The following is a 338-nucleotide window of genomic DNA, read 5'->3' as shown; positions in this document are numbered from 1 at the left end:
TACCCCAAGTCAACAATCGTTGCTGAAAAGCCAAGCTCTTCGACAAAACGTAAAACATCCTCTGTCCTTACAAAAATTGTTTTCGTATTAACATTGGGGTGAAAGGTTAGAATGGATTCAGAAAGGATTTCTTTATCAAAATAGACTTGAATATCCTTATCAACATTTTGTAACAAGCCAAAAACAGATACCACACCCGCAGGCAAGTGCATTTTTTCCATCAAGCTTTCACTTGAGGCCATACGAATACGATTGGCTCCTACCAAATCACGAAACTGGTCCATATCCAGCTGCTTCTGGTCATCCATGATCAGTAAATAAAATGTAGTCTTTTTCTT

At 38.2% G+C, this 338-nt stretch carries 1 protein-coding gene; it reads right to left on the bottom strand.

What is annotated here, in order from left to right; genetic code table 11:
* On the bottom strand, window positions 1-338 hold a 338-nt coding region (locus C1E99_RS03620; RefSeq protein ID WP_105206611.1), incomplete at both ends, for a YbaK/EbsC family protein.

Origin of the sequence: Streptococcus suis, assembly GCF_002964045.1 — a bacterium.
Classification (GTDB): Bacteria; Bacillota; Bacilli; order Lactobacillales; family Streptococcaceae; genus Streptococcus; species Streptococcus suis_U.
This window is presented reverse-complemented; position numbering and strand designations above follow the sequence as displayed.